Genomic DNA, 26,205 nt, shown 5'->3' with positions numbered 1-26,205 from the left:
CGAGCGCCGGTGACGAACGCCACCGACGTCATCGCGCACCTGCTGCCACGCAAGGCGGCACCCATCGTCGAACGCCAGACCGGCCTGCCCTTCGGTTGGGGTCTGTGGCTGCGTGCCTTGCCCGAACGGCTGGGGCGCATCACCGCCGAGAAGGCCGACGCCATCGTCGATGCGGTGATCGCGCGTGCACGGCCGGTCGGGCGCGCGGCTCCTTTCCTGCCTGGCAGGTTTGGCGCGCTGCGCGCGCTGTTCTACCAGGGCTGGGGCCCGCCACCGCGCGAAGAGCGCTGGATGCGCTGGGCCGCGGGCTTCAGCAGCAGCCTGCTGCACCTGCTGTTCGTCCTGTTCCTGCTGTGGGTGGCACTGGTGCAGATTCCGCCGCCGCCCGAGGAGGCCGGCGACAGCAGCCGCGTGCGGCTGGAAATGATCGGCGACGGCAGTCCCGAAGAGTCGGGCGGGGCCACACAGGCCGGTGAGGCGGCCGCGCCGTCGGCCAGCGCCGCACCGTCGTCTTCGGCTTCGGTCTCGCCGTCGTCCGCGCAATCGTCGCCTGTCGAACAGGTCCCGGTGCCGGCGGACGTGCCGGCACCCACGGTGGCGATGGACCTGCCGCCCATCCCGCCACCCGACGTGCCGCTGCCGGAAATCGCGGAGCAGCCGCTGCAGGTGACCGAGGTCGCCGAACCCACCCGTGCGTTCGTGCTGCCGCCGCCCACGCCCCGGCAACCGGAGATCACGCAGCCGGCGTTGCGGGAAATCGGCGTCCCCAATCGCGAGATACCCACCCCGGTCACCGCACCGGTCGTGCGCCGTGACGTGCCGGTGCGCGCCGTCGACGTGCCGGCGGTGGCCACGCGCGAGGCCGAGGTCAGGGAGCGCGAAGTGGCGGCGCCCGCCCCGCAGATCCGTGCGGTGCCGGTGCCGTCGCGCGAGGTGACGCCGCGTCCCCTCGCCACGCAGGAACGCAGCGTGCGGCAAGCCGAGGTCCGCGAGCCGTCCCCGCGGCCGGCGCCGCCGGCACCGGCCAGCGCACGCCCGCCGAGCCCGGCGTCGTCATCGACGGCCAACACGGCGGCGCCAAGCACATCGACGGCCGGTGCCTCCCCGCGCGGCAGCGCGTCGCCCACCTCCACCGCGCCGGGTCCGTTGCCGGCCGCCGAACCCGGTGGCTGGAACACGCCGGCGGGCACCGACGAATGGGGCAATGCGCGCCGCAACGTGGCCGGCGACAGCGCGGCCGACGGGCGCGACCAGCCCGGCCTGTACAACACCGACGGCAGCCTGCGCGTGCCCGGCAATGCCGGCGAGGCGACGGCACAGCGCGGCGCCCCGGGCGGCGGCAACGACCAATGGACGCGCGAGCGGCTGGAAGAGGCGGGCACCTGGCTGCAGCGGCCGCCCTACGATTACGAGCCGACCAGCTTCGACAAATATTGGGTGCCCAGCGAGTCGCTGCTCGCCGAATGGGTGCGACGCAATGTGCGCGAAGTCGAGATTCCCATTCCCGGCACCCGCATGAAGCTCAAGTGCGCGATCTCGGTGCTGCAACTGGGCGGCGGCTGCGGCCTGGGCAGCCTGTTCCCGGAGCCGCCGCGGGCACGACCGCCGCCGGAGATCCCGGTCAAGCGCACGCCGATCCCGACCGACAGCTGAGGGTGTGCGGTCTCAGAGGGTCTTGTGGGAGCGACGTCAGTCGCGATGACGCATCCGGATGGCTCATCGCGACTGACGTCGCTCCCACGCAAGGTTGCCGCAAACAAAAACGGAGCCCTTGGGCTCCGTTTTCGCATTCCCGATAGGGGGGGAAGACTTAGTTGTGCACGCCGTGCAGGTCGCGCAGCTGCGACGGGCGCGAACCGAAGTACGCCGCCAGGTCGGAGATGTCCTGGTCGCTGAGTCCGGCGGCCTGCGGGGTCATCAGCGCGTGCTGGCGATCGCCGCTGCGGTAGGCCTGCAGCGCGTGCGCCAGGTAGTCGCCGTACTGGCCGCCCAGCTTGGGGTAGGTGTCGTCGATCGGCGCGTTGCCTTCGGCGCCGTGGCAGTCCACGCAGCTCTGGCCGGTGGCCTGGCCCTTGGCCTTGGCCAGTGCCTCGCCCTTGGCGATATGGCCCTTGGGCAGGCCGGCCGACGAGCTGGACCCGTGCTGGCCACTGGCGTGGCCGGGATTCTCGGCCGAAGCCTCGGTGCTTTCCTTCGAGCAAGCCACCAGGGTGAGGGCCGCGAACAGGACGATGGCTAGACGCTGGGCGTGCTTGGCGTTGGGCATGGTGGGCTTACTTGACGGTGGAAAGGAAAGCGGCGATGTCGGCGATGTCCTGGTCGGAGAAGCTCTGCGCCTGGGCCTGCATCGTGGGGTGCTTGCGGTTGCCGGTGCGGTACTCGGTCAGCGCGTTGGCCAGGTAGTCGGCCGACTGGCCGCCGATCTTCGGCACCTTGAAGCTCGGATAGGCGTTCTTGTAACCCTCGATGCCGTGGCAGCCCTGGCAGGTGTAGCTGAGCGTGCGGCCGGTGTCGGGGTTGCCGACCAGCGGCTTCGGTGCGGCGGCAGCGGGCGCGGCGGCAGGCGCAGCGGCGGCTTCGGTGGCCGGCGCAACCGGGGTGTCCTGTTGGGCGGTCAGGGCGGCCAGCGGAAGGGCGGCCAAGGCAAGGCAAGCAGCGAGCGGCAGCAGTCGCATCATTCTCGTGAAACTCTCAGGTTGCGCGCGCCACGTACCACCGCGGCGCTTGGCTGAACGCAAGTATAGCCTGCGACCGAATGCCGCGCACAGAGAGCGTCTGCGCGCAAACGGACGCTGGCGGGTGCCGCCGGGCGGTTGCCGTCCCCCGTGATGCATCGACGTTTGCGGTGGCGATGAGGCGTTCTTCATGTTGGCGAGGGCGAAACGGCGCATCGTCTCCTTCGGCTGTCGCGTATGCAGCACGAACCTCGACGCAAGTCACCATGACCTTCGGCGCATGGAAGTCGTTCATGGGTGATATACCTTCATACAACACCACCACAACACCACCACGGTACCGTCCCCATGTCCCGACCCCGCCCCGAATCCGGCCGTTCCTACCTGCGCCTCGCACTGGTCCCCGTGCTGTGCGGCCTGCTGGTCTTGTCCGCCTGCAAGGGAGGCGGCCCGACGCCCGAGGCGCAGGCCAAGAACGGCGATGCCCCCAAGGAGCCCGACGCCGTCCCGGTCGAGGTCGCCAAGGTCTCCCACCGTCCGGTCGCGGCCAGCTACAGCGGCACGGCGGCGCTGGAAGCGCTGGGCGAGTCGCAGGTCGTGGCCAAGACCTCCGGCGTGGCGCTGGCCGTGCTGGTCGAGGAAGGGCAGGTGGTCCGTGCCGGCCAGGCGCTGGTGCGGCTGGACCCCGACCGCCTGCGCCTGCAGGTGGCCCAGGCCGAAGCGCAGATGCGCAAGCTGGAGAACAACTACCGTCGCGCGCAGCAACTGGTCGAACAGCAGATGATCAGCGCCAACGACGTCGACCAGATCAAGTACGACCTGGAGAATGCACGCGCCTTCTACCGCGCCGCCGCGCTCGAGCTGTCCTACACCACGGTCACCGCGCCGATTTCCGGCGTGGTCGCTTCGCGGTCCATCAAGACCGGCAACTTCGTGCAGATCAACACGCCGATCATCCGCATCGTCGACCAGTCGCGACTGGAAGCCACGTTGAATGTGCCCGAGCGCGAACTGTCCACGCTGAAGGCCGGTCTGCCGATCGCGCTGGCGGTGGATGCGCTGCCGGGCAAGGTGTTCCAGGGCAAGGTCGACCGCATCGCGCCGGTGGTGGATTCCGGCAGCGGCACCTTCCGCGTGGTCGGTTCGTTCGCCAGCGACGGCGTGCTGCAGCCGGGCATGTTCGGCCGTATCCGCATCGACTACGACCAGCGCGCCAATGCGCTGGTGGTGCCGCGCGTGGCGCTGCTCGACGACGGTGATCCGGCGGTGTTCGCCGTGCGCAACGGCAAGGCCGCGCGCGTGCCGGTGAAGGTGGGCTATGTCGATGGCGAATGGATCGAGGTGCGCGAAGGCCTGAAGGCCGGCGAGCAGGTCGTGACCGCCGGCAAGGTGGCGCTGCGCGAAGGCAGCGCGGTGCAGGTGATCGGCGCCGAACCGGCCAAGGTCGCCGCCAAGCCGGACGCTGCCAAGACCGCAGGAAGCAAGCAATGAGCACGCCCGGCCACGCACCGGGGGAACACGACCCCCACTCAGCGGCGGACGGCGGCACAGCGGGCGGCGGACTGGTCGAGTTCTCCACCCGTCGTCGCGTCACCATCGCGATGTTCTGGATCACGATGTTCCTGTTCGGCGTGATCGCGCTGGGTTCGCTGAAGGTCAACCTGCTGCCCGACCTCAGCTATCCCACGCTGACCGTGCGCACCGAGTACACCGGTGCGGCGCCGTCGGAAATCGAGACGCTGATCAGCGAGCCGGTGGAAGAAGCCGTCGGCGTGGTGAAGAACCTGCGCAAGCTGAAGTCGGTCTCGCGCACGGGCCAGAGCGATGTCGTGCTCGAGTTCGCCTGGGGCACCGACATGGACCAGGCCAGCCTGGAAGTCCGCGACAAGATGGAAGTGCTGTCGCTGCCGCTGGAAGCGAAGGCGCCGGTGCTGCTGCGCTTCAATCCCTCCACCGAGCCGATCCTGCGCCTGGTGCTGTCCAACAAGCAGGAACCGAAGAACGACACCGACGCGATCCGCCTGCTCACCGAGCTGCGCCGCTATGCCGACGACGACCTGAAGAAGAAGCTGGAACCGGTCAGCGGCGTGGCCGCGGTGAAGGTCGGCGGCGGTCTGGAAGACGAGATCCAGGTCGACATCGACCAGCAGAAGCTGGCCCAGCTCAGCCTGCCGATCGACACCGTCATCCAGCGCCTGCAGCAGGAGAACATCAACATCTCCGGCGGCCGTCTGGAGGAAGGGTCGCAGCGTTACCTGGTGCGTACCGTCAACCAGTTCGCCACCGTCAACGAAATCCGCGACATGCTGGTGACCACGCAGAGCGGCGGCGACAACGCCGCGGCGTCGGCAGCAGCGCAGATGGCGGCGATCGCCGCGTCCACTGGTTCGGCCGAGGCCATGGCCGCGGCGGCCTCGGTGCAGAGCGCCTCGGGCGGTGGCAGCAGCGTGATCGCCGGCGGCATGCCGGTGCGCCTGAAGGACGTGGCCGAGGTCCGCCAGGGCTTCAAGGAACGCGAGGCGATCATCCGCCTGGCCGGCAAGGAAGCGGTGGAACTGGCTATCTACAAGGAAGGCGACGCCAACACCGTGTCCACGGCCGATGCGCTGAAGGCCAAGCTGGAACAGCTCAAGCAGCAGGTGCCGCCGGATGTCGAACTGACGATCATCGACGACCAGTCGCTGTTCATCGAACATGCCATCGCCGACGTCAAGAAGGACGCCGTGATCGGCGGCCTGCTGGCGATCCTGATCATCTTCCTGTTCCTGCGCGATGGCTGGAGCACCTTCGTCATCAGCCTGTCGCTGCCGGTCTCCATCGTCACCACGTTCTTCTTCATGGGCGAACTGGGACTGAGCCTCAACGTCATGTCGCTGGGCGGCCTGGCACTGGCCACCGGCCTGGTGGTGGACGACTCCATCGTGGTGCTGGAAAGCATCGCCAAGGCGCGCGAACGCGGCCTGGGCATTCTGGAAGCGGCGATGGTCGGCACCCGCGAAGTCAGTATGGCGGTGGTGGCCTCCACGCTGACGACCATCGCGGTGTTCCTGCCGCTGGTGTTCGTGCAGGGCATCGCCGGCCAACTGTTCCGCGACCAGGCATTGACCGTGGCGATCGCCATCGGCATCTCGCTGATCGTGTCGATGACGCTGATCCCGATGCTGAGTTCGCTGAAGGGCCGGCCGCCGATGGCGTTCCCCGAAGAAACCCCGCATCCGCAGTGGAAGCCCGCCTCGCGCTGGCAGAAGCCGGTGGCGGCGAGCGGGCGCGGCATCGGTGCGATGTTCCGCTACGCGTTCTTCGGCCTGGCCTGGCTGGTGGTGCGCGCGTGGCGCGGCCTCGTCGCCGTGGTCGGCCCGGTCATGCGCAAGGCCAGCGACCTGACGATGGCGCCGTACCATCGCGCCGAAGCCGGCTACATGCGCCTGCTGCCGGCGTCGCTGCAACGGCCGTGGCTGGTGCTGGGTTTCGCCGCTGCCACTTTCGTGGTGGCGCTGGCCGCCGTGCCGATGCTGGGCGCGGACCTGATTCCGCAGCTGGCGCAGGACCGCTTCGAGATGACCGTGAAGCTGCCCCCGGGCACGCCGCTGGCCAAGACCGATGCGCTGGTGCGCGAACTGCAGAACAAGCACGCCAAGGCCGACGGCATCCACGCGCTGTACGGCGTGAGCGGCAGCGGCACGCGGCTGGACGCCAACCCGACCGAGAGCGGCGAGAACATCGGCAAGCTGACGGTGGTGATGGCCAACGGCGGCAACGAGGCCATCGAAGCCCGCGAGACCGAAGCGCTGCGCACGACGATGCAGGACCACCCGGGCGCACAAGTCGATTTCAGCCGGCCGGAGCTCTTCAGCTTCTCCACGCCGCTGGAAGTCGAACTGCGCGGGCAGGACCTGGCCAGCATCGAGCAGGCGGGCCAGAAGCTGGCGGCACTGCTGCGCGAGAACCCGCACTACGCCGACGTCAAGTCGACGGTGGAGCAGGGCTTCCCCGAGATCCAGATCCGCTTCGACCAGGAACGCGCCGGTGCGCTGGGCCTGACCACGCGGCAGATCGCCGATGTGGTGGTGAAGAAGGTTCGCGGCGAAGTCGCCACCCGCTACAGCTTCCGCGACCGCAAGATCGACGTGCTGGTGCGCGCGCAGGAAGGTGACCGCGCCTCGGTGGAGAGCATCCGCCGCCTGATCGTCAATCCCGGCAGTGCCCGTCCGGTGACGCTGTCGGCGGTGGCGGATGTCGTGGCCACGACCGGTCCCAGCGAGATCCACCGCGCCGACCAGGTGCGCGTGGCCATCGTGTCGGCCAACCTGCGCGACATCGACCTGGGCAGCGCCGTGCAGGAAGTGCAGACCATCGTCGCCGAGAATCCACTGGGCGCCGGCGTCGGCATGCATATCGGCGGCCAGGGCGAGGAACTGGCGGAATCGGTCAACTCGCTGCTGTTCGCGTTCGGCCTGGCGGTCTTCCTGGTGTACCTGGTGATGGCGTCGCAGTTCGAATCGCTGCTGCATCCGTTCGTCATCCTGTTCACCATCCCGCTGGCGATGGTCGGTGCCGTCGCGGCGCTGTTCCTGACCAATTCGCCGGTGTCGGTGGTGGTGTTCATCGGCCTGATCCTGCTGGTGGGCCTGGTGACCAAGAACGCGATCATCCTGATCGACAAGGTCAACCAGCTGCGCGAGGCCGGCGTGTCAAAGCGTGAAGCGCTGGTCGAAGGCGCACGCTCGCGCCTGCGTCCGATCATCATGACCACGCTGTGCACGCTATTCGGCTTCCTGCCGCTGGCCACCGCGCCGCTGTTCGGCAGCCCGGGTGCGGAAGTGCGCTCGCCGATGGCGATCACCGTGATCGGCGGCCTGCTGGTGTCGACCCTGCTGACCTTGCTGGTGATTCCGGTGGTCTATGACCTGCTGGACCGCCGCGCCGACGAGTACTACCGCGAACGCGGCCGTCGCGCCCGCAAGACGGCGGCGATGCCGGTCGACGGCGAGGGCGAGCCCGCATGAGCGTCGCGGAGTTCAGCATCAAGCGGCCGGTCACGGCGGTGATGTTCTTCATCTCGCTGTTCGTGATCGGCCTGATCGCGGCGGTCCGCCTGCCGCTGGAAGCCTTCCCCGAGGTGTCGCCGCCCTTCATCTTCGTGTCGCTGCCGTACACCGGTTCGACACCCGAGGAGATCGAGCGCACGGTGCTGCGCCCGGCCGAGGAAGCGCTGTCGACGATGGCCGGCATCAAGCGGATGGAGTCCAACGCCAAGGCCGAAGGCGCGCAGATCTTCATCCAGTTCTCCGACTGGGACCGCGATGTCGCCATCGCGGCCTCGGAAGCGCGCGAGCGGCTGGATGCGATCCGCGACGAGCTGCCCGAGGACCTGCAGCGCTACTTCGTCTTCAAGTTCTCCACCACCGACCAGCCGGTGCTGCGGGTACGCCTGGCCAGCAAGACCGACCTGACCGGCGCGTACGACATGATCGAGCGCGAGTTCAAGCGGCGGATCGAGCGCATCCCGGGCGTGGCACGCGTCGAGGTGTCGGGTGCGCCGCCGAACGAGGTGGAGATCGCGATCAACCAGGACCGGTTGACCGCGCACAACCTGAGCCTCAACGAGCTGACGCAACGGTTGCAGGCGGTGAACTTCTCGATCTCGGCCGGCGTGATCAGCGACGGGCCGCAGCGCCTGCGCGTGCAGCCGGTCGGCGAACTGACCGATCTGCAGCAGTTGCGCGATCTGGTGGTCGGCAACGGCAACGTGCGGCTCGGCGACATCGCCGACGTGCGCCTGAAGCCGGCGCGCATGGACTATGGCCGCCGCCTGGATGGCCAGCCGGCCGTGGGCCTGGACATCTTCAAGGAGCGCAATGCCAACCTGGTGGAGGTGTCCAGCAACGCGTTGAAGGAAGTGGAGGCGATCCGTTCGCAGCCCTCGCTCAGCGACGTGCAGGTCAAGGTTATCGAGAACCAGGGCGAGAACGTCACGTCCTCGTTGCTGGAACTGGCCGAAGCCGGCCTGATCGGCCTGGTGCTGTCGATCGTGGTGCTGTGGTTCTTCCTGCGCCACTGGCCGTCGGTGGCGATGGTCACGCTGGCCATTCCGATCTGTTTCGTGATGACGCTGGGCTTCATGTATTTCGCCGGCGTGACCCTCAACATCCTGTCCATGATGGGCCTGCTGCTGGCCATCGGCATGCTGGTCGACAACGCCGTGGTCGTGGTCGAAAGCATCTACCAGGAGCGCGAGAAGTACCCCGGCAATCCCGTGTGGGCGTCCATCGTCGGCACCCGCCACGTGGCGATCGCGCTGTCGGCCGGCACGCTGTGCCACTGCATCGTGTTCGTGCCCAACCTGTTCGGCGAGCGCAACTTCCTCAGCATCTACCTGGGCCAGATCGCCATCACCATCTCGGTGTCGCTGCTGGCCTCGTGGCTGGTGGCGGTGAGCCTGATCCCGATGATCTCGGCGCGGCTGAAGACGCCGCCGCTGGTGCGGACCGAGTCCGGCATCATCCCGCGCATGCAGAAGCGCTATGCCGGCTTCCTGCGCTGGACGCTGGAGCATCGCGGCTGGAGCGTGCTGGGCATTCTGCTGATCGTGGTGGTGAGTTTCGTGCCGATCAAGTTCACCAAGTTCGACATGTTCGGTGGCGACGGCGGCGGCGAAGCCGAGCTGTACTACCAGTGGAAGGGCGCGTACACCAAGGAGCAGATGTCCGACGAGATCCTGAAGGTCGAACAGTTCCTGCAGGCCAACCGCGAGAAGTACCGCATCACCCAGGTGTATTCGTACTTCAGCGAGCAGGGCTGGGGCGGCACCCAGGTGAAGTTCGACACCGACAAGTCCAGCGAAACCAAGCCGATCGTCGAACAGCTGCGCAAGGAACTGCCGAAATCGGCCCGGGCCAACATCGGCATCAATGGCGAGGGCGGCGGGCAGGGCGGTGGTGGCCAGCCGGGGCAGAGCGTGTCCTTCCAGCTGGTCGGTGATTCCACCCAGACCCTGTCCGAGATCGCCGACGACCTGATCCCCATCCTCGCCAAGCGCAAGGAGCTGCGCGACGTGCGCGTGGACGTCGGCGACCAGAACAGCGAGCTGACCGTGCGCGTGGATCGCGAGCGTGCGGCGGCGTTCGGTTTCAGTGCCGAGGAGGTCGCACGCTTCGTCAGCCTGGCGCTGCGCGGCGCCCCGCTGCGCGAGTTCCGCCGTGGCGAGACCGAGGTACCGGTCTGGGTCCGTTTCGCCGGCGCCGAGGATTACGGTACCGAGGACCTGGCCGGCTTCATGGTGCGCTCGCCCGATGGCCGCACGGTGCCGCTGCTGAGCCTGGTGAACGTGGCGGTGCTGCCGGCGGCGACCCAGATCCAGCGGACCAACCGGCAGACGACGGTGACCGTGCAGGCGAACCTGGCCGAGAAGGTCACCGTGCCCGATGCGCGCAAGGCGATGGAAGAGGCGCTGAAGGGCATCGCATTCCCCGCCGGCTACAGCTACTCGTTCGATGGCAGCGCCTTCGAGGAAGACGACGAGGCGATGGCGCAGATGATGTTCAACCTGCTGATCGCGCTGGTGATGATCTACATCGTGATGGCGGCGGTGTTCGAGTCGCTGCTGTTCCCGGCGGCGATCATGAGCGGCGTGGTGTTCTCGGTGTTCGGCGTGTTCTGGCTGTTCGCGCTGACCGGCACGACCTTCGGCATCATGTCCTTCATCGGCATCCTGGTGCTGATGGGCGTGGTGGTGAACAACGGCATCGTGATGGTGGAGCACATCAACAACCTGCGACGGCGGGGCCTGTCGCGCACCGATGCGCTGGTCGAAGGCAGCCGCGAACGCCTGCGTCCCATCCTGATGACGATGGGCACGGCGATCCTGGCGATGGTGCCCATCGCGATGGCGAACACGCAGATGGCGGGCGACGGGCCGGCCTATGCGCCGATGGCGCGCGCCATCGCCGGTGGCCTGGCGTTCTCGACGGTGGTCAGCCTGCTGTTCCTGCCGACCATCTACGCCATCCTCGACGACCTGCGCAGCGGTACCGCCCGCACCATCCAGCGGGCACGCCAGGGACGCGGCGGTGGCGCTGCCGCCGCCAGCAGCGTGGCAGCGGTGCACGTCGAGTAACGCGGGAACGAACAGGGAAAAAGCCGGGCAATGCCCGGCTTTTTTCTTTGCAGCGAAGGGGAGTGCCGGATCAGCCGACCAGCTTGCCCAGCATCCGCAATCCGCCGGTCCACACGCCGATGGCGGTGCCCAGGCTGGTCAGGAAGAAGTTCAGCAGCACGCGTGCCACGCGGTTCTTCCACCAGCCGCGCAGCGTCTGCACGTCGTCACGCAGCGCCATGAAATCGGCGTAGGTGGGCTTGCGCAGTGTGGCTTCCACGAACGCGCTGACCGTGCCCGACGCCAGCGCCGGATGCAGCGGCGTCAGCGGCGACGAGATGAAGGCGGCGAGGATGCTGAGCGGATGTCCGCCGGCGATCGCGCAGCCGATGGCGCCCAGCACGCCGGTGGCCAGCACCCACTGCAGCAGCAGGTCCGAACCGACATCGACGCCGCCCTGCCAGAACCCCCAGGCGAAACCGCCGATCAGGAACACGCCGATCACCAGTTCCATCCATGGCATGCGCGATTTGGGCTTGACCACCTCCAGCGTGCTGCGCAGTTCCGCGGGATCGGCCGTGTCGTCTTTCAAATGACGGGTCAGGCCGGGCAGGTGGCCGGCGCCGACCACCGCGAGCACGCGATACGGCGATGCGGCATCGGTCGGCTTGCTGGCGGTGATCTGGCGCAGTGCCGCCGCCATGTACTGGTCGCGCTCGGCGATGATGGCCTGGTAGAGCTGCGGGCTTTCGGCGGCGAACTCGCCGAAGCTCGATTCCATCATGTCGCCCTGCTTGAGCTTCTCGATCTCGTCGTCGCCGACTTCCTCGTCGCCGAACATGCTGGCCAGGATGCCGGCGCCGACCTTGGTCCGCTGCCACCAGCCCAGCGACTGCAGGGCGCGCTTGAAGGTCAGGCCGACCTCGCGGTCGATCAGGTGCACGGGCAGGCCGCGCGCCTGCGCATCCAGCGCGCCGGCTTTCAGCTCCTCGCCGGGCTCGACGCCGAGTTGTTCGGCCAGGCGCCGCTGGTAGGCCGCCAGTGCGAGGTTGGCGGCGAACAGATGCGTCTTGCCTTCGCGGATGACCTTCACCAGGTCCAGCCGCGCCAGGGTGTCGGGGTCGGTCAGCGACTGCAGGCGTCCCGGATCCAGTTCCACCGCCACGCTGTCGTAGTCGCCGCTGGCGACTGCCGCGCGGACCGCGTCGACGCTGGCGCGCGACACGTGCGCGGTGCCGAGCAGCGTGTAGCGGATACCGTCGCGCTCGACGATCTCGTGGGGCTGTCCGTGCAACGGATCGGCAACGGCGGGGGTGGGTTCGGTCATCGTGTCAGTCATCTTGCGGGGGCGCGGTGGTGCCGGCGCCGAGGGTGCGTTGCATCTGTACGGTGTCCAGCCAGCGGTCGTGCTTCCAGGCGATGCCGCGGAAGACGCCGACCAGGGTGAAGCCGAATTTCTCGTGCAGGCGGATGGAAGCGGTATTGGTGGGTTCGCCGATCACGGCGATCATCTGCCGGTAGCCGCGCGCCTCGCAGGCGTCGATCAAGGCCTGCATCAACGCCGCGCCGATGCCCTGGCCCTGACGGCCGGGCACCACGTAGACCGAGTTCTCCACGGTCTTGCGGTAACCCGCGCGGGCGCGATAGCTGCCGGCGTAGGCATAGCCGACGAAGGCGCCGTCGTGTTCGGCCACCAGGTAGGGATAACCGGCGTCGAGCACGCCCTGCATGCGGCGCGCCATTTCCGCCTCGTCCGGCACGTCGTACTCGTAGGTGTTGACGTGATGGCGGACTTCGTCCGCATAGAGGGCAGCGATGGCCGGCACGTCGGCCGGCGTGGCGTCACGGACGATCAACGGCACGCGGCGGCCTCAGTCGATGTAGCGCTTGAGCAGATCGCCGTACGCATCGATGCGGCGGTCGCGCAGGAACGGCCAGATGCGGCGGACATGCTCGCTGCGCTGCAGGTCGATATCCGCCATCAGGATGGTTTCCTCGGTACCGGCTTCGGCAATGAATTCACCCTGCGGACCCAGCACGTGGCTGTTGCCCCAGAAGCGGATGCCGGAGGCGCCCAGCGGTGACGGCTCGTGACCGACGCGATTGCAGCTCAGTACCGGCAGGCCATTGGCGACGGCGTGGCCGCGATGGCTCAACACCCAGGCATCGCGCTGGCGGTTCTTCTCGGCCTGTTCGTCGTCCGGATCCCAGCCGATCGCGGTGGGATACAGCAGCAGGTCGGCGCCGGTGAGCGCCATCAGGCGCGCGGCTTCCGGATACCACTGGTCCCAGCACACCAGCACGCCAAGGCGACCCACCGAGGTGTCGATCGGCGTGAAGCCGATGTCGCCCGGGGTGAAATAAAACTTCTCGTAGAAGCCCGGATCGTCCGGGATGTGCATCTTGCGGTACTTGCCCGCGATGCTGCCGTCCTTTTCGTAGACCACCGCGGTGTTGTGGTACAGCCCGGCGGCGCGGCGCTCGAACAGCGAGGAGACCAGCACCACGCCGTGCTGCTTGGCCAGCCTGCCCAGGCGCTCGGTGCTGGGACCGGGGATCGGTTCGGCCAGGTCGAATTCCTGCACCGACTCGTGTTGGCAGAAGTACGCGCCGTTGTGCAGTTCCTGCAGCAGCACCAGTCGCGCGCCACGCTTGGCCGCTTCGGCGACGCGCGCTTCGATGACCGACAGGTTGGCGTCGGCATCGCCGTGGTTCTTTTCCTGGATCAGGGCAACGGGCAGGGTGGTGCGGCTCATCGGGTTGGAGAGACAGGAAAGAGGGGCGTGCATGGTACCGCGTCCCCCGTGACGGCAGGCATCGCGGCGGTGAACGCGGCGCTCAGACTCAGGCGGCGTCGCGCCGTACTTCCAGCGTGCGTTGCCGTCGGCCCAGCACCACGCCGGTCGCCGCCCACGCCAAGGCCACGCCCGCACCGATGAACATCGCTGCCGAAGGATGCTCGGCCAGCACGTCGAGCGCGCGCTTGACCCAGCCGCTCAATGCATCGCCGCCGCGATAGACCACCGTGTCGATGAAGTTCTTCGCCTTGTACTTCTGGTCGGCGGGCACGACGGTGTACAGCATTTCGCGACCAGGCCGCACGAACGCGTATTCGCCCGCCCGTCGCACCACCATCACCACCACGAACACGGCGAAGACCGGCGCCAGCGCCAGCCACAGGAATCCGGCCGCCACCACCAGCGGCACCGCCACCAGCAGCACACCGACACCCAGCTTCTGCGCGATGCGCCCGGTGATGAACAACTGGCTGAGGATGGCCAGCGTCTGCACGACGGTATCGATCAGTCCGAAGACCTGCGTCTGCTCTTCCTTGTCGGCGAAGCGTTCGGCGACCAGCTTGGCCTGCTCGAAGTAGAGGAAGGTCGTCACCGTCGCCAGCAGCAGCACGAAGAAGGCGATGCCCAGCAGGTAGGGCGAGCGGAATACCGCGGTGGCGCCGGCGAACGGATTTCCCCCCAGCGGGCGTTGCCGTTGCTCGGCGGAACTGCCACCGGCGGGCAGCGGGTGGCGGTCACGCCAGCGGTGCAGCCAGGTCGCGGTGGCGGCGCTAGCGCCGATCAGCAGCGCGGACAGCAGCATCAGGCCGCCATGCCCCAGCGGTTTGACCAGCAGCGTGGTCAGCAGCGGACCGGCCAGGCCGCCGAGGCTGGCGCCTGCGGCGATCAGCGCGAACAGGCGCTTGGCCTCGCTGCTTTCCATCACGTCGGCCAGCACGCTCCACGCCAGCGAGATCATCAGCAGGTTGATCACCGAGACCCAGATGTAGAACGTGCGCGCCAGCCACAGGTCGTCCGGTCGCGCCAGCATCGCCGCGCCGTAGCCGAGCAGACTGGCCACGACCACGCCGAACACCCACGGCACGATGCGCCTGCGCGGCACCTTCGAGGCGATCCAGCCGAACAGCGGCAACACCGCCAGTGTCGCCACGAAGGTGCCGGTGAACAGCCACTGCAGGTTGTCGACGCCGCCGGCGACGCCCATCGTTTCGCGGATCGGCCGCAGCATGAAATAGCCGGCGAACAACAGGAGGAACATCGCCAGCCCGGCCCCGACGACCGGCGCCTCGTGCGCTTTGACGTTGAACAGGCGGGCGATCCAGCCGGCGAAGCCGGGCGCGGGAGGCGACGACATGGGCTCAGGCCAGGGCGGCGATCAGCGCGTCGCGCTGGGCGGCCGTCAGGTCGGGACCGGTGCCGGCGCGCAGGTTGTCCGTCTGCCGATCGGGCTTGCCGGTGGCCGGAATGACGGCGGTCACCGCCGGGTGGCTCAGGGCGAACTTGAGGAAGGCCTGAGCCCACGAGGTCACGCCTGTCGCGGCGAGTTCCGGCGGTACCGGCTTGTCCTTCACCTGGGCGAACAGCTTGCCGTCCTCGAACGCACGATTGATCAGTACCGCCACCCCGAGGTCCTGCGCCAGCGGCAGCACGCGCTTCTCCGCGCCACGACTGACGACCGAATAGTTGATCTGCAGGAAGTCAGGCTTTTCCGCCTGGACGACGTCCGCCAGTTCCTCCTGCGCGCGCTCCACGTAGTGGGTCACGCCGACGTACTTCACCTTGCCCTGCGCCTTCAGCTCGCGGGCGACGGCCATCTGCGTCTTCAGGTCGCCCAGGTTGTGGACCTGCAGCAGCGCCACCTTGTCGGTCTTCAGGCGCCGCAGCGTGTCCTCGAACTGGGCCAGGCCGGCCTCGCGCCCGGTCACGCCGGACAGCTTGGTGGCCAGCCAGGCCTTGGCGGTCAGGTTCTGCTCCGCCAGCAGCGCGCCCATCACGTCTTCGGCGGTCCCGTAGGTCGGCGCAGTGTCGATCAGGGTGGCGCCGGCGGCGAAGAACCGCGTCAGCACTTCGCGCAACGGATCGCGCTCGGCGGCGCTCTCGCCGACCTGGAAGCTGCCGGACGTGCCCATGCCGATGACCGGGACCCGCTCGCCCGAGGAGGGAATGGCGCGGGTATTCAACGGCCCGATCGCGCTGGACGCAGGCGCGGCGGCGGGCACGGGCGATGCCGCGCCCACGCCACCGGCCTGGGCGGCATCGCGGCACGCGGCCAGGCCAAGACCAGCCGTGGCCAGCGCAGTGGTGGTCAGGAACTTGCGTCGTGAGTACACGGCCGTCTCCTCGATCAAAGGGAAACGGTGGTTATCCGGGATCACGGAGGGCGAGATGTAAACGAAACGTTCAATCTGCGCCCAACTGATGTCACGGTGCCATGAGCCGTGACAGCGCCGCGGGCTTCAGCCGAGCAATCCCGCGGGCAGTTGCATGGTGATGCAGTGCAGGCTGCCGTTCTGCCAGATCAAGGCGCGGCAGGGCACCTGCACGATCTCGCGATCCGGATAGGCCTGCGCCAGCACGGCCGCCGCCTGGTCGTCGGCCGGATCGCCGTAGGCCGGCATCAGCACGGCACCGTTGACGATCAGGTAGTTCGCATAGGACGCGGCCAATCGCCGACCGTTGTCGATCACCGGCTGTGCCCACGGCAGCGGGAACGCGCGATACGGGCGGCCGTCGGCGGTGCGCAGGGCGGCGATGTCGGCCGCCATGGCCTGCAGTTCGGCGAAGTGCACGTCCTCGGCGTCATCGCAGGCCTGGTAGACGATGGCGTCGTCCGGAGCGAAGCGGGCGAGGGTGTCGATGTGGGCGTCGGTGTCGTCGCCTTCCAGATAGCCGTGGTCGAGCCAGAGCACGCGGTCCTGCTTCAGCCAGCGGGCGAGCTTGCCGGTCAATTCCTCGCGCGAGGCATCGGGATGACGCTCATGCAGGCACTGCCACGTGGTCAACAGCGTGCCCGCGCCATCGGTTTCAATGGCGCCACCTTCCAAAGCAAAATCAATGCTTTGGACGAAATAGTTGTGAAACAACTGCATGCCCGCCAGTTCGCCGACCAGACGGTCGTCGCGGCTGGCCTCGTACTTCCCGCCCCAGCCGGTGAAGCGGAAGTCGAGCAGCTTGAAGCGGTCGCCATCGCGCAGGGTGATCGGGCCGGAGTCGCGCAGCCAGGTGTCGTCGTATTCGGCCGGGACGAAGCGCACCCGTTCCATCGCCACCCGCGCCGAGCGCAGTCGGGCTTCGGCATAGGTCTGCAGGTCGTCGTCGGCCACGCAGATCACCACCGGCTGGAAGCGGGTGATGGCGGCCACCAGGGCGACGTAGGTTTCCTCGACGTCGGCGAGGCGGTCGGCCCAGTCGGTCTCGGCGTGCGGCCAGGCGATCAGGACCGCGGACTGGAGTTCCCATTCCGCGGGAAAGCGATAGGCATCGGTCATCGGGTTACGGAGCGCGCGAGGCGCCGGTCAACGGATGGGAGGCTTGGGGCCGATTTCGTCGGCGGAAGCCTGGTTCAGGACCACGTCGATGACGCGGCTCTTCTCGAAATAGACGGTGAAGCCGGGATACACCCAGCGATGGATCACCGGCCACTGGCGCTTCTGGCCGCCACGCGGCTCCAGCTTCTGTTGCGGGGCGCCGAAGCGCGCCTCGACATCGGCGGCGGTCTGTCCGCGCACGGGCGCGGCGGCGGCCGGCTTTTCTTGGGCGCGTTCGATCAGCAGCGTATCGGCGGACGCCGGGCCGGCAAGGCCGAGCAGGGCGATCAACGGAAGTGCGAGGGCGCGACGGCTCATGGTGGAGTTCCCCTGGGTGATCCGCCTTTTATAACAAAAGGCAGGCAACAAAAAGGCGGCCTGGCGCCGCTTTTGACATTGCTCGTCGCTCGCCCGGCGGGTTGCCGGCGTGGACCGCAGCAACAAAAAACCGCCCGGAGGCGGCTTTTCGCGCATTGCCGGCCGGAGCCGGCAGTGCCGTTCCTCAGCGCTGGCGCGCCTTGAAACGGGGGTTGGACTTGCAGATCACGAAGACCTTGCCGCGGCGGCGGACCACCTTGCAGTCGCGGTGACGGGCCTTCGCCGACTTCAGGGAGGACAGGACCTTCATGAGTTGAAACCTCGGCGTAAAAGTATGGGGTGAAGCGAAGCCCGCTATTCTAGCGGCAATTCCGCTGCCTTATCAAGCGGTTGCATCCCTTGCCCGTGACCGGGGTGCGCGACGGTCTCCTCGTGGCCTGCGGCGGTGGCCATAATGGCGGCGAAAATCCTATGGAGCCCCCATGTCCGACACCGCCCCCGTCCTCACCATCGATGGCCCTTCCGGCGCCGGCAAGGGTACCGTCAGCCGCCTCGCGGCCGCCCGCCTGGGCTGGCACTACCTGGATTCGGGCGCGCTGTACCGCGCGGTGGGCGTGGCGGCGAGCTGGGCCGATCTGGACATTTCCGATCCGGCAGCGCTGGTCCGTTGCGCCTTCGATACCCGGGTGAGCTTCCGGGAGTCGGAGCAGGGACTGCGGGTGATCTTGGACGATCTGGACGCGACCGACGAACTCCGCCTGGAGACCACCGGTGCGCTGGCCTCGGCCATCGCCGCCATTCCGGAGGTCCGTTCGGCGCTGAAGGAGCGTCAGCGGGCGTTCCGTCAGTCTCCAGGGCTGGTCGCCGACGGCCGCGACATGGGCACGGTCATCTTTCCGGATGCCCCCTACAAGGTCTTTCTGACCGCCAGCGCCGACGAACGGGCGGAAAGGCGCTATAAGCAGTTGAAAGACAAAGGGGTTTCCGTCACAATCGACGGTCTGCTGCGCGAGATCCTCGCCCGCGATGCCCGTGACGCCCAGCGCACGGTGGCGCCCCTGAGGCCGGCCGACGACGCCATCCTCATCGACACCACCGGCCTCGGCATCGACGCCGTCGTCGAGCGCGTGCTGGCCCTGGTGCCTGCACGCGCAGGTTGATCCTGGCGCTGCAGAAGGTCCGTGCGGAATCCTCCGCGCGGTGTGTCCAACCACAACACTCACGGCCATACGCATCCCGCGCAGGCCGACAACGGGTGGACCGTGCGCATCTCCGTGCGCCGGTCTGTGTCATCAACCGAGTATTTTTTCAATGACCGAATCATTTGCCGAACTGTTTGAACAGAGCCAGACCCATCTGGCCAAGCTGAAGCCGGGCGCGATCGTCACCGGCGTCGTCGTGGAAGTCCGCAACGACGTGGTGGTGATCAACGCCGGCCTGAAGTCCGAAGGCATCGTGCCGATCGAACAGTTCCGGAACGACGCCGGCGAAATCGACGTGGGCGTGGGCGACGAAGTCAAGGTCGCGCTCGACTCCCTCGAGAACGGCTTCGGCGAAACCGTCCTCTCGCGCGAGAAGGCCAAGCGCGCCATGGTGTGGGACGAGCTGGAGCAGGCGCTGGAGAAGAACGAAACCATCACCGGCCGCATCAGCGGCAAGGTCAAGGGTGGTTTCACCGTCGACATCAAGGACGTCCGCGCATTCCTGCCGGGTTCGCTGGTCGACGTGCGCCCCGTGCGCGACCCGGGCTACCTGGAAGGCAAGGAGCTGGAGTTCAAGCTCATCAAGCTGGATCGCAAGCGCAACAATGTGGTCGTCTCCCGCCGTGCGGTGGTCGAGAGCGAGCATTCGGAAGAGCGCGAGCAGCTGATGGACAAGCTGCAGGAAGGCGTGGTGTTGAAGGGTGTGGTCAAGAACCTCACCGACTACGGCGCGTTCGTTGACCTGGGTGGCATCGACGGCCTGCTGCACATCACCGACATGGCCTGGAAGCGCGTGCGCCATCCGTCCGAGGTCGTGGAAGTCGGCCAGGAGCTGGACGTTCGCGTGCTGAAGTACGACCGCGAGCGCAACCGCGTTTCGCTGGGCCTGAAGCAGCTGGGCGAGGATCCGTGGGACAACATCGCCCGCCGCTACCCGGCCAACAGCCGCGTGTTCGGCAAGGTCTCCAACGTCACCGATTACGGCGCGTTCGTCGAGATCGAGCCGGGCGTCGAAGGCCTGGTGCACGTCTCCGAGATGGACTGGACCAACAAGAACGTCAATCCGTCCAAGGTCGTGCAGGTCGGTGACGAGGTCGAAGTGATGGTGCTGGACGTGGACGAAGAGCGTCGCCGCATCTCGCTGGGCATGAAGCAGGTTGCCGCCAATCCGTGGGAAACCTTCGCGGCCACCCACAAGAAGAACGACAAGGTGTCCGGCCAGATCAAGTCGATCACCGACTTCGGCATCTTTATCGGCCTGGACGGCGGCATCGACGGCCTGATCCACCTGTCGGACATCAGCTGGAACACCACCGGCGAAGACATCGTGCGCAACTTCAAGAAGGGCGACACGCTGGAAGCCGTGGTGCTGGCCGTGGACCCGGAGCGTGAGCGCATCAGCCTGGGCGTGAAGCAGCTGGAGCAGGACCCGTTCGGCCAGTACATGGCCGCGCACCCGAAGGGCTCGAAGGTCGAAGGCACGGTGAAGGAAGTGGACGCCAAGGGCGCCACGGTCGAACTGGCCGACGGCATCGAAGGCTACGTGATGGCGCGCGACATCAGCTACGACCGCGTGGACGATGCCAGCCAGCACCTGAAGGTCGGCGACAAGGTCGAAGCCAAGTTCATCGGCATGGACCGCAAGGGCCGCACGCTGCAGCTGTCGATCAAGGCCAAGGACGAAGCCGAGACCGCCGAGGCGCTGGCCGAGTACAACAAGTCGGCCGCCGAAGCGTCCACCGGTACCACCAGCCTGGGCGCGCTGCTTCGTGCACAGCTGGACGGTGGCAAGTCCGAGTAAGCGGCTCCGCTGTTGCTTTACGTCTGGTTGTAACGTTCCCCGCCGGCCCGGAAACCCCGGGCCGGCGCGGGTACTTCCGCCCTTATTCCGCATGCGATGACCAAATCCGAACTCATCGAGATCCTCAGCCGCCGCCAGCCGCACCTCAAGGCGGAGGACGTGGACCTGGCCGTCAAGGCGTTGCTGGAAATGATGGGTGGCGCCCTGTCGCAGGGTGACCGCATCGAGATCCGTGGCTTCGGCAGTTTTTCGCTGCACTACCGCCCGCCGCGCATGGGTCGCAATCCCAAGACCGGTGAATCGGTCGCGCTGCCGGCCAAGCACGTCCCCCATTTCAAGCCGGGCAAGGAGCTGCGCGAGCGCGTCAGTGACGTCACGCCCATCGAGGAAAGCGGGGAATAGCCCCGCCACAGGCGCGTGTCGTTCCGCGCCGACTCCGTTAAGCTAGGCGCCGTCCTGCAAGGAGTCGCCTGATGAACATGTTCCGCCTGGTCGTCGCACTGCTGTTCCTGGCCTACGGACTCATCATCGGCGTGCTCAACACGCAGCCGATCACGTTGAAACTCCTGTTCACCGAATTCCAGACGTCCTCCGGCGTCGGCATCATGCTGTCCCTGCTGCTGGGTGTCGTGGTCGGCGGACTGATCGTGCTGGCTACCCTGGTCTGGCCGCTGTACGCCAAGCTGCGCAAGGCGAACCGTGCCGCCTCGACGACGACGGCCGCCGCCGGCACGTCGGCCGTGGACGGCGGTCCCTGAGCATGGACTTCCTGACCGAGTGGTTCTGGTTCTTCCTGTTCCTCCCGCTGGCGGCGCTGAGTGGCTGGATCATCGGCCGGCGTGGGGGCCAGCGGCACGGCGACACCCAGGTCAGCCGGTTGTCGAGCACCTATTTCCGTGGTCTGAACTACCTGCTCAACGAGCAGCCTGACAAGGCGATCGAGCTGTTCCTGCATATCGCCGAGCTGGACAAGGAAACGTTCGAGACGCAGGTCGCCCTGGGCCATCTGTTCCGTCGCCGGGGCGAAGTGGACCGCGCCATCCGCCTGCACCAGGGTCTGGTGCAGCGGGCCGACCTGAGCGATGCGCAGCGCGTGCAGGCGTTGCTGGCGCTGGGCGAGGATTACATGCGCTCGGGCCTGCTCGATCGCGCCGAGACCGTCTTCACCGATCTTGCCCGGATAGACCAGCGCGCACCACAGGCGCTCAAGCACCTGATCGGCATCTACCAGGCCGAGCGGGACTGGGAGAAGGCCATCGACAATGCGCGGCGGTACGAAGAGGTCACCGCCGAGCCGATGGGCAAGCTGGTCGCCCAGTTCGAGTGCGAGCTCGCCGAACGGCAGCGCACGGCGAACAACATCGACGCGGCACGCGCTGCCGTGGGGCGGGCCTACCAGGCTGATGCGGGCAGCGTGCGCGCCGGCATCATCGAGGGGCGGATCGAGACGGATGCGGGCAATCCCGAAGCCGCGATCCGCGCCTTCGAGCGCGCTGCCCGGCACGATCCGGATTATCTGCCGGAGGTGCTGCCCAGCCTGCTGGCCAGCTATGAACAGGTCGGCGATTTTTCGGGCGCGCGGGCGTTCCTGTCCGAGATGTGCGAGCACTATCGCGGGATCGCGCCGGTGCTGGCCCTGACCAAGCTGGTTGAGCGGCAGGAGGGCGTCGCCGCCGCGCGCGCTTATCTGGCACGACAGCTCAAGGACCGCCCCTCGGTCAGGGGTGAGGCGTCGCTGATCGACCTGACGCTGGCCGAGGGCGCGGATCCCTCCGCCACCCTGCACGATCTCAAGCACATCACCGACCAGTTGCTGGTGCGCAATCCGAGCTACCGCTGCACCCGCTGCGGCTTTGGTGCCCGCACGCATCACTGGCAGTGCCCGAGCTGCAAGGAGTGGGGGACGGTCAAGCCGCTGCTGAACTACGCGGTGGTGTGATGCCCAGCGCGTATGTCTGGGTGGGGGGGCTGGCCGTCGCCGCCGCCGTGGCGACCTGGATGGCGCGGCACTACGCGCTGCGCGGCAACCTGATGGACCAGCCGGGCGAGCGGCGCAGCCACACGGTCGCAACGCCGAGGGGCGGCGGCATCGCCATCGTCCTGGTGGTGGCCTGTGCCGGCGTCTACCTGATGACGAGGCAGGCGTCCGTGGATGCCTTGTGGCTCGGCTTCCTGCCCGGGTTGCTGCTGGTGGCGGGGATCGGCTGGTGGGACGACCACCGCCCCTTGTCGCCCTGGTTGCGCCTGGGGGTACAAGCCGTGGCGGCGACGATGCTGGCGGCGGGAGCTGGCTGGCAAAGCGGCCACTGGTTGCCGGCCTTGCTCGCGTTCGCAGCCGCGATGGCGCTGGTCAACGTCTGGAACTTCATGGACGGCATCAATGGGCTGGCCGCCAGTCAGGCGGCGCTGGCAGCGCTGGCCTACGCGGGGCTGCTGGACGGCGGCTGGCAGTGGCTGGCCCTGGCGCTGCTCGCGGGCTGCCTGGGCTTCCTGCCGTTCAATTTCCCCAAGGCCCGGATATTCCTGGGCGATGTGGGGAGCGGGGCGCTGGGGTTTGCGCTGGCGGGGCTGGCGGTGGCGGCGTGGGTCACACGCCCGTCGTCGCAGGCGCCGTTGCTGCTGCTTCCGCTCTGCGCCTTCCTCATCGACGCCGGCTTCACGCTGTCGGGGCGCATGCTCCGCGGGGAGCGGTGGTGGACCCCCCATGTCGGGCACCTGTACCAAATGGGCGCCAGACGATGGGGGCACACATTGATAACCGTGATTTACATGGCGTTTGGCGGTATTAGCTTATTGTTAAGCTGTGCGGCATTACAGGCCGGTTTGGCCGTCACCGCATCGGTGACGATCATGGTCTTCGGTACAGGCGCGGCATTGTGGTTTTTATTGCGTCGGGGATGGCGCGATTAGCACTGGGAGAGGGAACTGATGGAGTCCTGGCGGGATCGATTGAGCGGATTCATGCCTCGCGCGCTTGTGGCGATCCATGATTTGGCCATGGTGTGGCTGTGCTGGCAGGCGCTGCACCGGTTCCGTTACTCCATGCTGGCCCATGCGCCGGAGTTTCCCCTCTGGTCCAATGAAATCGCCATTGTCCTTATGGCGCAGGGTGCCGTCTTCTGGTGGATGGGCCTTTATCGCGGACTCTGGCGTTTCGCGAGCCTGCCCGACCTCTGGAACATCGTGAAGGCCTGCGCGCTGGGGTTCCTCGGTGTCGTGCTGGGTCTCTTCTTCTACAACCGGTTTGGCTCCACACCACGTGCCGTGCTGGGTTTCTACCCGTTCGCGTTGGTCGGCTTTCTTGGCCTGCCACGATTGGCGTACAGGGCTTGGAAGGACAGCCAGCTTCAGCGGAGCCATGAGAGTGCATCCCGCGTATTGATCCTGGGCGCAGGCCGGGCAGGCGAGGCACTGGTGCGGGAACTTCGGCGGACGGGTGTGTACCACCCGGTGGCCTTCCTTGACGATGCCTCGCGGCTGCACGGTTCCAAGCTGCTCGGCGTTCCGGTGCTGGGCGGCTTGGAGAGCGCGGCTGCGGTCGCTCGCGAGACGGCCGCGCGGATGCTGGTCATCGCCATGCCGTCGCTCGAAGCGCCTGCCATGCAACGTGTCGTGGCGATCTGCGAGAGCACCGGACTGCCGTTCCGCATGGTGCCGCGACTGGTCAATGTCCTGGAAGGCCAGTCCATGCCCGGCGACCTCAAGGAGGTCGCGATCGAGGATCTGCTGGGTCGGAAATCGGTAACGCCGGACTGGAAGCTCATACGGGGCTGGCTGGGCGGGCGCACCGTCATGGTGACCGGTGCGGGTGGTTCCATCGGTTCCGAGCTCTGCAGGCAGTGCGCGCGCCATGGTGCGCAGCGGATCGCGCTGGTCGAGATCGACGAGCTTGCGCTCATCACCATCCAGGGCGACCTGCGGCGCGCCTTCCCGGATCTGGAAGTCCTGCCTGTGCTCGGCAACTGCGGTGATCCTGCCGTCATCGCACACGCGATGCAGCTGGCTGAGCCGGACGCGGTGTTCCATGCGGCCGCCTACAAGCAGGTACCGCTGCTGGAAGGCCACCTGCGTGAGGCAGTGGGCAACAACGTGCTCGCGACAGAGACCGTGGCCCGTGCCTGCCGTGAGGCTGGCGTGGGTACGTTCGTCCTGATTTCGACCGACAAAGCCGTGGATCCGGTCAATGTCCTGGGAGCGACCAAGCGGCTGGCCGAGATGGCATGTCAGGCGCTGGACGATGCGCGTTCCGGAACGCGTTACGTGACGGTCCGCTTCGGCAACGTCCTCGACTCGGCGGGCAGCGTGGTCCCGCTTTTCCGCGAGCAGATACGCAAGGGTGGGCCGGTGACCGTCACGGATCCCGACGTGACCCGTTACTTCATGACCATCCCCGAGGCCTGCCAGTTGATCCTGCAGGCGGCGTCCGGTGCGGCGCACGCATCGATCTACACGCTGGACATGGGTGACCCGGTGCCGATCCGCCTGCTGGCCGAGCAGATGATCCGGCTGGCGGGCAAGCAGCCGGGCCGCGACATCGCGATCGTCTACACGGGCCTGCGCCCGGGCGAAAAGCTGCACGAGACCCTGTTCCATGCGGACGAGCGCTACCAGCCCACGTCGCATTCGAAGATCATGAAGGCGCTGGCCCGCGAGGTGTCGCCGGAGTTCCTCGAACTTGCGCTGCAGCGCTTGCGGGCTGCGCACAGCCGGTATGACACCGCCGAGTTGGGTGAGGTGCTGAAGGTCGCCGTGCCCGAGTTCGCGCCGCTGTCAAACGGAGTTGATGAAGCGTCGGCTAATATCGTGGTCTTCCCAAGCCGCGACGCGCGCAGGACCCGATGACCCAAGCCCGAATCCGCAAGGCCGTGTTCCCCGTGGCGGGGCTTGGCACCCGTTTCCTGCCCGCCACCAAGACCGTGCCCAAGGAAATGCTGCCGATCATCGATCGGCCGCTGATCCAGTACGCGGTTGACGAGGCGATCGAGGCGGGCTGCGATACGCTGATCTTCGTCACCAACCGTTACAAGCACGCGGTGGCGGATTACTTCGACAAGGCGTACGAGCTGGAACAGAAGCTCGAGCGCGCAGGCAAGATCGAGCAACTGGAACTGGTGCGGAACGTGCTGCCGCCGCATGTCCGCGCGGTCTTCGTCACCCAGGCCGAAGCTTTGGGATTGGGGCACGCGGTGTTGTGCGCCAAGCCCATCGTAGGCGATGAGCCTTTTGCCGTACTGCTGCCCGACGACCTGATCTGGAACCGCGGCCCGGGTGCCTTGAAGCAGATGGCCGACGCTGCCGAAGCCAGTGGCAGCAGTGTGATCGCCGTGCAGGATGTGCCGCGCGACCAGACCGGCAGTTACGGCATCGTCGCAACCGACGCGTTCTCGGGGCGCGAAGGGCGCATCAGCGCCATCGTCGAAAAGCCCAAGCCGGATCTCGCCCCCAGTACGCTCGCGGTCGTCGGTCGTTACGTACTGGATGCGCGCATCTTTGCGTTGCTGGAAAGCACGACGCCGGGAGCGGGTGGGGAAATCCAGCTGACCGATGCCATCGCGGCGCTGCTTGCGGAGAAACCGGTTCACGCCTACCGCTTCCAGGGCACGCGTTTCGACTGTGGCACCCACATCGGGCTGATCGAGGCCACCATCCGCTATGCGCTCGACCACGAGAGGCTCAGCGATGCGGCGCGTGCGACCATGCAGAATGCCTTGAATGAGTTGGGCGTGCGCGACCTCGGCTGACCGCAACCGGCTGGGCAGGGTTGGCCCTTGCAGGCCAGGGGAGTCGTT

Annotated in this window: 22 protein-coding genes; 12 read left to right on the top strand and 10 right to left on the bottom strand. The window is 67.4% G+C overall.

The window, feature by feature from the left end; genetic code table 11:
• Positions 1-9 precede the first annotated feature (9 nt).
• Positions 10-1,653: a hypothetical protein gene (locus MMG85_RS01420; RefSeq protein ID WP_241044264.1), complete on the top strand. Its 1,644-nt coding sequence runs from the start codon at positions 10-12 to the stop codon at positions 1,651-1,653.
• A gap of 157 nt (positions 1,654-1,810) precedes the next feature.
• On the opposite strand, the gene MMG85_RS01415 is transcribed toward MMG85_RS01420, so the two are convergent.
• Positions 1,811-2,266 carry a cytochrome c gene (locus MMG85_RS01415; RefSeq protein ID WP_055944695.1) on the bottom strand — a complete coding sequence of 152 codons (456 nt, stop codon included), beginning with the start codon at positions 2,264-2,266 and terminating at the stop codon, positions 1,811-1,813.
• Between the two features lie 7 nt (positions 2,267-2,273).
• Positions 2,274-2,675: a cytochrome c gene (locus tag MMG85_RS01410; RefSeq protein ID WP_241044310.1), complete on the bottom strand. Its 402-nt coding sequence runs from the start codon at positions 2,673-2,675 to the stop codon at positions 2,274-2,276.
• A gap of 405 nt (positions 2,676-3,080) precedes the next feature.
• On the opposite strand from MMG85_RS01410, the gene MMG85_RS01405 reads away from it, so the two are divergent.
• The 3 genes from MMG85_RS01405 to MMG85_RS01395 are packed head-to-tail and all read left to right on the top strand — an operon-like array spanning position 3,081 to position 10,791.
• On the top strand, positions 3,081-4,166 hold the full coding sequence (locus MMG85_RS01405) for an efflux RND transporter periplasmic adaptor subunit (protein ID WP_241044309.1): 1,086 nt from the start codon (positions 3,081-3,083) through the stop codon (positions 4,164-4,166).
• Positions 4,163-7,681, top strand: coding sequence for an efflux RND transporter permease subunit (locus MMG85_RS01400; RefSeq protein ID WP_241044263.1), 3,519 nt, complete (start codon positions 4,163-4,165; stop codon positions 7,679-7,681). The genes MMG85_RS01405 and MMG85_RS01400 overlap by 4 nt, the downstream gene beginning before the upstream one ends.
• Positions 7,678-10,791, top strand: coding sequence for an efflux RND transporter permease subunit (locus MMG85_RS01395; RefSeq protein WP_241044262.1), 3,114 nt, complete (start codon positions 7,678-7,680; stop codon positions 10,789-10,791). Before MMG85_RS01400 ends, MMG85_RS01395 begins: the two co-directional genes overlap by 4 nt.
• 70 nt (positions 10,792-10,861) lie before the next feature.
• On the opposite strand, the gene MMG85_RS01390 is transcribed toward MMG85_RS01395, so the two are convergent.
• The 8 genes from MMG85_RS01390 to ykgO form a co-directional block, all read right to left on the bottom strand.
• The gene (locus MMG85_RS01390; protein WP_241044261.1) at positions 10,862-12,109 is read right to left on the bottom strand and encodes a TraB/GumN family protein; all 1,248 of its coding nucleotides are present in this window, start codon (positions 12,107-12,109) and stop codon (positions 10,862-10,864) included.
• On the bottom strand, positions 12,102-12,632 hold the full coding sequence (locus tag MMG85_RS01385) for a GNAT family N-acetyltransferase (RefSeq protein ID WP_241044260.1): 531 nt from the start codon (positions 12,630-12,632) through the stop codon (positions 12,102-12,104). Before MMG85_RS01385 ends, MMG85_RS01390 begins: the two co-directional genes overlap by 8 nt.
• Positions 12,633-12,641: 9 nt before the next feature.
• Entirely contained in the window at positions 12,642-13,526 is an 885-nt protein-coding gene (locus MMG85_RS01380) for a carbon-nitrogen hydrolase (protein WP_241044259.1), read from the bottom strand.
• Between the two features lie 88 nt (positions 13,527-13,614).
• Entirely contained in the window at positions 13,615-14,922 is a 1,308-nt protein-coding gene (locus MMG85_RS01375; protein ID WP_241044257.1) for an MFS transporter, read from the bottom strand.
• 4 nt (positions 14,923-14,926) lie between these two features.
• On the bottom strand, positions 14,927-15,898 hold the full coding sequence (locus tag MMG85_RS01370) for an aldo/keto reductase (protein WP_241044255.1): 972 nt from the start codon (positions 15,896-15,898) through the stop codon (positions 14,927-14,929).
• 126 nt (positions 15,899-16,024) lie between these two features.
• Positions 16,025-17,056 carry an agmatine deiminase family protein gene (locus MMG85_RS01365; protein WP_241044253.1) on the bottom strand — a complete coding sequence of 344 codons (1,032 nt, stop codon included), beginning with the start codon at positions 17,054-17,056 and terminating at the stop codon, positions 16,025-16,027.
• A gap of 27 nt (positions 17,057-17,083) precedes the next feature.
• Positions 17,084-17,413, bottom strand: coding sequence for a hypothetical protein (locus MMG85_RS01360; RefSeq protein WP_055944722.1), 330 nt, complete (start codon positions 17,411-17,413; stop codon positions 17,084-17,086).
• A 184-nt stretch (positions 17,414-17,597) separates the two neighbouring features.
• A complete protein-coding gene (ykgO, locus tag MMG85_RS01355) occupies positions 17,598-17,723 on the bottom strand; it encodes a type B 50S ribosomal protein L36 (protein ID WP_010342887.1) in 126 nt (41 codons plus the stop codon).
• 172 nt (positions 17,724-17,895) lie between these two features.
• On the opposite strand from ykgO, the gene cmk reads away from it, so the two are divergent.
• The 8 genes from cmk to galU all read left to right on the top strand — a co-directional run bounded on the left by cmk (position 17,896) and on the right by galU (position 26,157).
• A complete protein-coding gene (gene cmk / locus MMG85_RS01350) occupies positions 17,896-18,573 on the top strand; it encodes a (d)CMP kinase (protein WP_241044251.1) in 678 nt (225 codons plus the stop codon).
• A gap of 151 nt (positions 18,574-18,724) precedes the next feature.
• Positions 18,725-20,416, top strand: a complete 1,692-nt coding sequence (rpsA, locus tag MMG85_RS01345; protein WP_055944730.1) for a 30S ribosomal protein S1 — start codon at positions 18,725-18,727, stop codon at positions 20,414-20,416.
• Positions 20,417-20,512: 96 nt separating this feature from the next.
• Positions 20,513-20,818 (top strand): integration host factor subunit beta, encoded by a 306-nt coding sequence (locus tag MMG85_RS01340; protein WP_055944733.1) that lies wholly within the window; start codon positions 20,513-20,515, stop codon positions 20,816-20,818.
• A 71-nt stretch (positions 20,819-20,889) separates the two neighbouring features.
• Positions 20,890-21,174: a lipopolysaccharide assembly protein LapA domain-containing protein gene (locus MMG85_RS01335; protein WP_241044249.1), complete on the top strand. Its 285-nt coding sequence runs from the start codon at positions 20,890-20,892 to the stop codon at positions 21,172-21,174.
• Positions 21,175-21,176: 2 nt separating this feature from the next.
• Complete coding sequence (lapB, locus tag MMG85_RS01330; RefSeq protein WP_241044247.1) at positions 21,177-22,355, top strand: lipopolysaccharide assembly protein LapB; 1,179 nt, start codon at positions 21,177-21,179, stop codon at positions 22,353-22,355.
• The gene (locus MMG85_RS01325) at positions 22,355-23,326 is read left to right on the top strand and encodes a lipopolysaccharide biosynthesis protein (protein ID WP_241044246.1); all 972 of its coding nucleotides are present in this window, start codon (positions 22,355-22,357) and stop codon (positions 23,324-23,326) included. The genes lapB and MMG85_RS01325 overlap by 1 nt, the downstream gene beginning before the upstream one ends.
• A gap of 18 nt (positions 23,327-23,344) precedes the next feature.
• Positions 23,345-25,258 (top strand): nucleoside-diphosphate sugar epimerase/dehydratase, encoded by a 1,914-nt coding sequence (locus tag MMG85_RS01320; RefSeq protein WP_241044244.1) that lies wholly within the window; start codon positions 23,345-23,347, stop codon positions 25,256-25,258.
• A complete protein-coding gene (galU, locus tag MMG85_RS01315) occupies positions 25,255-26,157 on the top strand; it encodes a UTP--glucose-1-phosphate uridylyltransferase GalU (RefSeq protein ID WP_241044242.1) in 903 nt (300 codons plus the stop codon). Before MMG85_RS01320 ends, galU begins: the two co-directional genes overlap by 4 nt.
• Positions 26,158-26,205 lie beyond the last annotated feature (48 nt).

The organism is Pseudoxanthomonas sp. LH2527 (genome assembly GCF_022539275.1).
Taxonomy (GTDB): Bacteria; Pseudomonadota; Gammaproteobacteria; order Xanthomonadales; family Xanthomonadaceae; genus Pseudoxanthomonas_A.
Note: the sequence above shows the minus strand (reverse complement) of the source record. Positions and strands in the feature narration are given on the sequence as shown.